A 667-nucleotide genomic window follows, 5' to 3' on the forward strand; every position below is an offset into this window, starting at 1 on the left:
CGAGGCGACGGCGAGCGCCGTTTTCTTATGTAGGTCATTGGTGTTGTATAGCAGCTCGAATTTTAGTGGATTGCTCTCGCTATAGCCTGCTTCATTCAGCAGCTTCTTGGCTTCTGCAAGACGTTTTTCTTTATCCCACGTTGACCACTCTGGCGTATTTTTTACATCGCCATTGGTCGCAGTTGGTGTCAGCTGATAGGCTGCTGTCTGTCCTTGACCGATGACTTTATCGACCACCGTGTCACGATCTAATGCCAAGGCGAGCGCACGGCGCACTTTGACATCATCAAATGGTGGTTTGACGTTATTAAACTCGTAATAGTAGGTACATAGATAAGGAGAGACGGTGAGCTCATCACCGAGCTGTTCTTTGAGAGAAGCGAATTGCTCAGTCGGAACTTCATTGTAGGTCATGTCAATCTCGCCAGCCTGATAGCGCGCCACATCAGTGGTACTAGAAGGAATCGCGAGCATCGTGACAGTATCAATTTTGGTATTGGCGTCATCGTAATAAGCAGGGTTACGTGTTAGGACGATTTGATCGTTGACTTGCCATTTGCTGACTTTGTATGGGCCGTTGACCACGATATTGGCAGGGTCAGTCCATTTATCGCCAAATTCTTCGACATTCTTTTGGTTGACGGGCTTGACCGAGTTATGGATCATC

The 667-nt window shown here is 47.7% G+C and carries 1 protein-coding gene; it reads right to left on the bottom strand.

Annotated elements, in window-relative coordinates; genetic code table 11:
- The coding region (locus tag ACS8FC_RS18065; protein ID WP_439297802.1) for an ABC transporter substrate-binding protein at nucleotides 1-667 on the bottom strand (667 nt) is incomplete at both ends.

This window comes from Psychrobacter sp. 1Y4 (genome assembly GCF_051847555.1).